The sequence below is a fragment of the Burkholderia sp. FW306-1C-G01B genome, from assembly GCF_058781685.1.
In genome coordinates, this window is sequence record NZ_JBYSWZ010000018.1 from 177,718 (window position 1) to 184,830 (window position 7,113).

Here is a 7,113-nt window from a genome sequence, read left to right on the forward strand (position 1 = left end):
CTTTGCCGATCGTCGGCTGTCGCGGTTACTACGTCGCGACCACGACGTTGCGGATCATGATCATCAGGAAACCGAGCAGCGGCGTCGCGATGGCGAAACCGGTCGCCGCAAGCCAGTTCGTGCCGCCTTGCGCCTCCAGCAGCGCGAGAAACGATTGGTTCGACGTCGCGTTCGGACGCAGCTTTTCGATCTTGCGTTCGACGTGCGTCTTGTAGATGCCGTTCCCGCACCAGCCGAGCGCGACTGCGATCCCGATGGTGACCGGGTCGAGCGTGCTCGATTCGAAGTATTTCGGGAAGTACAGCAGCTCGACCAGCGTGATGCCGAGCGTGACGCCCAGCACGGCGGCCGCCTGCCAGTACATGCATCGATACGCCATCCAGACCGGGCCCAGGAAGCACGCTGCCCAGTTCCAGGACTGCCGGTTCTTGCGCGATGCGGCGATCTCCCACTTTCGTTCGAACCAGGCGGCTTTCTTGCCGACGTAAGCGGCGATTTCGTCGTTGCTCGCGGACGATGCGGTGGTCGTGACCTCGGACATGGTCGTTTGCTCTCAGTCGCGCGGATCGCGCGTTGTTGTTTTGATGCGGTTTGGGTACGCTGGAAATCGAGCGGCTTGCGGAGCGCGCGCTTCGATGCGCACACGATTCTACTCGGTGCGTATTGCTGGTCGGCAGATCTGGATGTCGATGAGGATGCGATGCCGTGGATCGCGCAACGCATCGGGGCAACATGCGTTGTTTCGGCCGGAAAAAGAAAAACGCCACGCGAGGTTGCCGCGTGGCGTTTGTATGTTTGGCGAGCCGGATTGCCTGTAGGCAATTCGCGCTGCCGACCCCTTCATTTTGTTCGTTGGTAGGCTCGATTGGATTCGAACCAACGACCCCCACCATGTCAAGGTGGTGCTCTAACCAACTGAGCTACGAGCCTAAGAAGCCGCGAATTATAGAGAGGGTTTTTGAGGAGCACAAGCCCCTTCGTGAAGATTTTTTGAATCGAGGGCGCGTGTGCTGGCAGGCTGCTGCGAGTGCGCGATGCCTCGTGTCACAGCGAAACGTGTCCGCGCCGCGAGGTTATCCACATTCCCCTCTGGATAACCATCCGGCAAGCCTCTGGATTCACAGTGGAGCGATTGAGGATATGTCGTCGAGGCTGTGAATCGACGAAAAGTTGTTCTGTGCTCCGCGGAGCTGTTCACGTGACGCACCCATGGTTATGCATCCCGCTTCGTGTTGATAATTCAGTGCGTTACGGAGGTTATCCACTGTGAGGCACAGGGCTTGTTAACTATCACTACGTATGTATACGAACCCTGTTAACACCTTTGGATAAGCACAGTCCGGCGACTGTGCTTCGCGCAGGATATGCACTGCGTGCGGTGAACGGATAGACGATGCGGCAAGCTGTGATGTGCGTCGGATGATGCGCGAGCAGCTGTATCTGTAGAATCGCCGGCATTCAGGATACGAAGGCCTGGCGCACAGGCTCACGGCACATGACCGATTCTTCGTTGACGCGGCTCGACACACTCGATGCCGTCGTACACCGGTTGCGGCGGGAGACGAGATCCAGACCAAGGCGACCAACAGCAAAGTGACCGCAGCGACTCGATCGACAGCGAACAACGAAGGTCAGAGATGACGGATACGATCAAGCAGTACGACATGACGGATGACGCGACGCGGCGCAGGATTTTCTGGCTGCTTCAACGCCTCACCAGTTATTCGCTCTGGAAACGCAAGCGCGATGCGTTTGCGATCTTCGCGAGCGAATACGAGAACGCGGTGAAGACCTGGCCTGAAGACGATCCGGAGCCATTGCACGCCGGCCACTTGCCGATCATCTTCGAGATTCTCGCCGCTTACGATCGAGGATTGTCCGAGCTGGCCCGAGGGAACCGGCTCGTCTGGCAGCGCGGTGGGCCGCTGCAGCACGCGTCCAGGCGGTATGACCTTTTAGACTCGTATTTCTTCCCTCATCCCGACTACTGGGACCGCGGCGCGCAGGCTGCCCCCTACCCGCCGAAGATCGAAGCGCTGGCCCAACTCCTGCACGCGTCGGAATACCAGATGGAGCATGCGCCGTTCGATCCCGGGGATAGATTCGGCGACCTCGCACAACTGCGCTCGATAAGACTATTACTGTCCCCGAATGCATATGAGCGCAACTTCCACACGCTTCCGTATCCGGTGTTTCCGGAGGACCTGTCCAAGGTTCCGCAAGCTGCTGGCCCGGTGATCAAGACCGGCCAGAAAGTGCCTTGCGACGGCATCTGGGAGCCTGTCGCCGTCGAGTGGCCGAAGTGGCTGGGCATCGTGCCGATCGGCAAGCGCAGTTTGCGCAACGACGGTTGCTTCAATTATTTCATTCGAGGCATTCGTGCGCCGAATCTCCGGAATGATGTCACCGGATTGTTCATCCGGACGCGCTGGCGATTGTTATGGGAAGACCGGCGATACGCGGACGGCGTCATCCCCGACGAATCGCAGTATTTCCTGGAGCCGCGGCCGGTGCTGCGGATGAGCCCGAACCCGTGATGTCCGGAGCGCACCATGAGCAAGCTGAATTTCGGCGCGGTCGACCGATGTTCCGTCCGTCTCAATACCGCGACGCTGCTCGGCCTGAAGGCCCGCCCGTGAGGATTTTGCGAAGACCGGGCAGGATCTGCGCAACTTCGAGATCTGCATCACGGACGAAAGCGCTGCCAGGGTCGATCCGAAACCCGAGGGCGCTGTCATCAGCGTGACGTTCGTGGCAAAGATGCCTCCCGGCATGCGCGGGCTCGGCAACGCGAGTCCGTTCGGGACGTCGATCGAGTATGTTGTTTCGCCGGAAACCGGTGAAATTCTCAAGGTTTATCTGACCAAGTGACTTCGGAGGCGGTGAAGGTGGTCAGCCTTCGTATGTGGATAATCGCGGCACAAAACGAGCGAAACGCTGTGCGAGCAAAAGGTAAGTACGCACCCGGATCGCAAGCCGGGTGCGGATCTCGGCGAATTCGGACCGTTACAAGCCGATCCGAATGCGTAAGCACACGACTGGACGGACGGCAGCCTGCTCTACGACGTGGGCGTTTGCGGAATGCGCATCGCGTTTCGTGCAATTGCCGGCGGGCCACGTGTGGACAACTCACACACCCAACCAGTCGAATTGCTGTGCATCGAACAGGTGAGCACCTTGCATTCGACCACACGAATCAGCCCGAATGTCTTGTCTGGTAGGGATTTGCCGGAATAGAGCAGATGATGCGGATAATTTTCGCGCGATCCGTCGTGATTGAATGCCTTGTGGATATCGAGAAGTCAAAGCACTCGAAGACCTGTGCATTCAATGGGTGAGGGTAATCGAATTCGGTGCAGGTGTTCGCGTTATCTCACAGGTTGTGGATATCGCACGCCAAAACAACCCGAAACACTGTGCCAACCAAAGGTGAGCGAGCCTACCGATAGCCGCATGCGGCATGACCCTGATCGATGTGGATATCCCGTTCCGCGCCGACTCAAAACCCTGTGATTTCAAAGGTGAGGGCACCGAACGTCGTTTCGATGTGGACAACCGCCCAGTAAAGCCACTCGAAACGCTGTGCATTCGAGTGGTGAGCGTGAGCACGCTCAAGCCGGCTAAGCCCCGTGATTAGAGGCCCTGGCGGCAACCGAGGACCGCCACCGCGGCGCGCATTGTACCGTTCAAGTCTGCTGATCGAGCGCCTGCGCGACCGCCTTTTCCCCAAGACTCCCGGCCGGCCCGACCACTGCATAGTTGAGCCCGTTCACCGACCCATACCGCGCCAGCAACGCGCCATCCACGCGTTGCCCGGCCGGCAGCAGCCGATGTGCCGATTCCGCCGGCCGGAGATAGAAGCTCAGCGTTCGCCCGGCACCGTCCTCATAGAGCACCATCGCAGCCGCGCCACCGCTGTCCGTCGTGAACAACCGTCCGCCGACCGGCCTGAACCCCGCCGCGCTCAAATCCGGCAGCTTCGCCGACACGCCCACGCGTCTGGTGAGCCACCCCTGCAGATCTCCCGCACCCGTCGGCCGGTAATCCACCTTTGCCGTCTGATCGACCACCATCATCCGGTAAGCCTTGACCGCATCGCTCATTGGCGCGACAGCCGGCGCCGCGTTCCACCCGCGCGCCTGCCATCCACCAAACGTCCCCAGCCCGACGCAGAACACGAGCGAAGCCGCCATCGCGAACCGCATCCGAGTGCGCTCCACGCGCCGTCCACGAATCGCCGCCGGATCGAGCGCCGGGTTGTCCGCCGGCATCCGCACGCTTTCCAGCGCCGCCCTCAATCGCTGCGCATCCTGCTGCCATCGCTTCACCTGTTCCGCGCGCTCCGGATGCAGCGCGAGATAACGCTCGACCGCAGCGCGCGCGTCGTCGTGGAGCTGGCCGTCGACATAGGCCTGAAGGTCGTGTTCGTTCGGAGGCGTGTTCATTTCTTCATCAAGCGCAAAGAAGGAGCGGGAAGCTCGCCGTCGCTGAGCTGGCGCAGCGCCTGGCGCGCGCGGGAGAGACGCGACATCACGGTGCCGATCGGCACGTCGAGCAAGTCGGCGACTTCCTGATAGGTGAAGCCCTCGACCGCGACGAGCAGCAGCAGGCTGCGCTGCTCGTCGGAGAGCCGGCCGAACGCTTCGAGCGTCGCGCGCGCCGCGAATTCGCGTTCGGCGGACGGCCAGTGCGCTTCGTCATCGTCGCGGATGCGGCCGAGCAGCCACGCGTAGCGCTTCGCGCTGCGTTTGCCGTCGAGAAACTGCCGATACAGGATCGTGAAGAGCCAGCTGCGCAGCGACGCGTCGTCGCGGCGGCTCGTCCAGCGCGACAGCGCGCGCTCGAGCGTCGACTGGACGAGATCGTCGGCCGCGTGGACGTCGCGCGCCAGCCAGAGCGCGAAGCGTCGCAGCCTGGGGAGGAGTTCGCGCAACGCTTCGTCGTCGAGGGCGGTGGAGGGCATGGCCGGGCCGGTTGCCGAAAGGGTCGAGATGCCGCGTAGGACGCCGGTCGGCGCCGATTATTCCATCAAGCATAGGAAAAAATTTTTCGTGGAATAAAGTGGCGCGGGTGGCGTCCTACGCGGGTTCGACAATGATCTGACGATCGGGAGTGTATCCATGAAGCAATCTTCCTCTTCTTCGCCGCAGCGCGAGCCCGGGCGCGGGTGGTGGCGCTGGGCCGTGATCGGCGGCGCGGTGGCCGGCGTGGCCGTCGCGTTCGGGTATGTCGGCGGGTGGCTCGCGCCGGCGCGTCTAACCCCGCAGCGGCTCGTCGACGCGCTGCAGACCAACAGCGGCGTCCATCCGGGCTACCGGCGCAATCACGCGAAGGGCGTGTGCGTGACCGGTTACTTCGAAGGCAACGGGGCCGCGAGCGCGTATTCGGTCGCGCCGTTCTTCAAGGCGGTGCGCACGCCGGTGGTAGGGCGATTCGCGCTGCCGGGCGGGAATCCATATGCGCCCGACAGCAGCGTGCCGATCCGCAGCCTCGCGCTGAAGCTCACCGCGCCCGACGGCGAGCAATGGCGGACCGGGATGAACGCGATGCCCGTGTTTCCGGTGGCGACGCCGCAGGCGTTTTATCAGCTGACGGTGGCGACCGGGCCCGATCCGAAGACGGGCAAGCCTGATCCGGCGAAGGCGAAGGCGTTTTTCGGCGCACATCCGGAGACGGCCGCGTTCCTGCAATGGGTGAAGGGTGCGAAACCGAGCGCGAGCTACGTCACCGAGAGTTACTACGGGTTGAATGCGTTCTACTTCGTCGATGCAGCCGGCAAGCGGCAGGCGGTGAGGTGGCGCGTCGTGCCGGAGCAGACGGCCGGCGCCGGGGACGTCGCGACGGCCGCGGATCCGAACGTGTTGCAGCAGGACGTGACGCGGCGCATCGCGGCCGGTGCGCAGAAGTGGAAGCTGCTGGTCACCTTGGCGGAGCCTGGCGATCCGGTGGACGACGCGACGAAGGTCTGGCCCGCGCAGCGGACGACGATCGATGCGGGGACGCTCGTGCTCGATCGCGTGGAGGCGCAGGACAGCGGGCCGTGCCGCGACGTGAATTACGACCCGACGGTGCTGCCGCAGGGGATTCAGGTGTCGGGGGATCCGTTGCTGGCGGCGCGGTCGGCGGCTTATGCGGATTCGTATCTGCGGCGGACCAGTGAAGAGGCTGGGGTGGCAGGGGTGGCCAAGTTGAGTTCGGAGGGGCGGTGATGAAGACTTCTACGACGTTTAGTCTGCCGGCGAGGGTGCTGCATTGGGTGATGGCCGCGATGATCGTCGCGATGCTGTTTATCGGCGTGGGGATGGTTTCGTCCGTCTCCGAGCGGCATGCGGTTTTGGTGGCTCTGCACAAGCCGCTGGGTATCGCCGTGCTGGTGCTTGTTTGCGTGCGGATCGTGGTGCGGTTTTTGTCGAAGCCGCCGGCGTTGCCTGAAGACTTGCCGTGGTGGCAGAAGGTTGCCGCGCATGGGTCGCATCTCGTGCTGTATGCGCTGATGGTTGCGATGCCGTTGATCGGGTGGGCGATGCTGTCGGCGGGCGGGTATCCGGTGACGTTGGGCGGTGGGGTGCAGTTGCCGGCTCTGGTTTCGGCTGATCCCGTGACGTTCGCGTGGCTCAGGGTCGCGCACCGGGTGCTGGCTTACCTGTTCTTCGCGACGTTCCTCGCGCACTTTGCGGCGGCGCTGTATCACGGGTTGATTCGGCGGGACGGCGTGGTGAGGGCGATGGTGGGCCGGTGAGCGACGGAAGGTTGCGTTCGCTGCGGCGGGGCGGTTTGTGGGCTACCGGCGTACCCGCGTTGCCGCCTCTATGCCACCGGCTGCAACCCCGTTGATCCCCGGCTCCACCTCCTGTCAAAAAAATGTTTCAAGAATTTTTCAAAAAGTACTTGACGGCGAAGTCGGGGAAAACCATAATTCGGCCTCTCTTGATTGAGACGCGAAACAAACGAGACGTTTGAAACGCGACGTTCTTTAAAAATTAACAGCCGATAAGTGTGGGCGCTTGATGAAGGCGAGCTGATCCTCGGATCAGAAAGCGAAAGTATCAAGAGTCTCACACTAAAGTAAGTCAGGTTTATGAAGTGATTCATATTCCTGTCAGCTTTGAGTGA

Annotated in this window: 8 protein-coding genes and 1 tRNA gene; 4 read left to right on the top strand and 5 right to left on the bottom strand. The window is 62.0% G+C overall.

All coding sequences use genetic code 11. From position 1 onward, the window contains the following. Nucleotides 1-28 precede the first annotated feature (28 nt). A complete protein-coding gene (locus tag AC3WLY_RS30155) occupies nt 29-541 on the bottom strand; it encodes a DUF2628 domain-containing protein (protein WP_310139105.1) in 513 nt (170 codons plus the stop codon). Between the two features lie 312 nt (nt 542-853). Then, nucleotides 854-930: transfer RNA gene (locus AC3WLY_RS30160), tRNA-Val, on the bottom strand. Between the two features lie 707 nt (nt 931-1,637). Here AC3WLY_RS30160 and AC3WLY_RS30165 point away from each other — a divergent pair. Both AC3WLY_RS30165 and AC3WLY_RS30170 read left to right on the top strand, forming a co-directional pair. Continuing rightward, entirely contained in the window at nt 1,638-2,537 is a 900-nt protein-coding gene (locus AC3WLY_RS30165; protein ID WP_492310806.1) for an Imm72 family immunity protein, read from the top strand. A gap of 923 nt (nt 2,538-3,460) precedes the next feature. Next, complete coding sequence (locus tag AC3WLY_RS30170; protein WP_492310805.1) at nt 3,461-3,637, top strand: hypothetical protein; 177 nt, start codon at nt 3,461-3,463, stop codon at nt 3,635-3,637. 49 nt (nt 3,638-3,686) lie between these two features. Here the strand turns inward: AC3WLY_RS30170 and AC3WLY_RS30175 are convergent, their stop codons facing one another. Next, a complete protein-coding gene (locus AC3WLY_RS30175; protein ID WP_492310804.1) occupies nt 3,687-4,445 on the bottom strand; it encodes an anti-sigma factor family protein in 759 nt (252 codons plus the stop codon). Then, complete coding sequence (locus AC3WLY_RS30180) at nt 4,442-4,963, bottom strand: sigma-70 family RNA polymerase sigma factor (protein WP_034183763.1); 522 nt, start codon at nt 4,961-4,963, stop codon at nt 4,442-4,444. The genes AC3WLY_RS30175 and AC3WLY_RS30180 overlap by 4 nt, the downstream gene beginning before the upstream one ends. Nucleotides 4,964-5,120: 157 nt before the next feature. On the opposite strand from AC3WLY_RS30180, the gene AC3WLY_RS30185 reads away from it, so the two are divergent. Further along, nucleotides 5,121-6,209, top strand: coding sequence for a catalase family peroxidase (locus AC3WLY_RS30185; protein WP_425132334.1), 1,089 nt, complete (start codon nt 5,121-5,123; stop codon nt 6,207-6,209). Continuing rightward, nucleotides 6,209-6,739 carry a cytochrome b gene (locus tag AC3WLY_RS30190; protein ID WP_492310803.1) on the top strand — a complete coding sequence of 177 codons (531 nt, stop codon included), beginning with the start codon at nt 6,209-6,211 and terminating at the stop codon, nt 6,737-6,739. Before AC3WLY_RS30185 ends, AC3WLY_RS30190 begins: the two co-directional genes overlap by 1 nt. A 68-nt stretch (nt 6,740-6,807) precedes the next feature. Here the strand turns inward: AC3WLY_RS30190 and AC3WLY_RS30195 are convergent. Next, a partial coding sequence (locus AC3WLY_RS30195; protein WP_492332740.1) for a hypothetical protein occupies nt 6,808-7,113 on the bottom strand: 306 nt, incomplete at its 5' end.

Coding starts and splice junctions, on each gene's coding strand:
- AC3WLY_RS30155 (WP_310139105.1), bottom strand. CDS start 541: ATGTCCGAGGTCACGACCACCGCATCGTCCGCGAGCAACGACGAAATC.
- AC3WLY_RS30165 (WP_492310806.1), top strand. CDS start 1,638: ATGACGGATACGATCAAGCAGTACGACATGACGGATGACGCGACGCGG.
- AC3WLY_RS30170 (WP_492310805.1), top strand. CDS start 3,461: ATGACCCTGATCGATGTGGATATCCCGTTCCGCGCCGACTCAAAACCC.
- AC3WLY_RS30175 (WP_492310804.1), bottom strand. CDS start 4,445: ATGAACACGCCTCCGAACGAACACGACCTTCAGGCCTATGTCGACGGC.
- AC3WLY_RS30180 (WP_034183763.1), bottom strand. CDS start 4,963: ATGCCCTCCACCGCCCTCGACGACGAAGCGTTGCGCGAACTCCTCCCC.
- AC3WLY_RS30185 (WP_425132334.1), top strand. CDS start 5,121: ATGAAGCAATCTTCCTCTTCTTCGCCGCAGCGCGAGCCCGGGCGCGGG.
- AC3WLY_RS30190 (WP_492310803.1), top strand. CDS start 6,209: ATGAAGACTTCTACGACGTTTAGTCTGCCGGCGAGGGTGCTGCATTGG.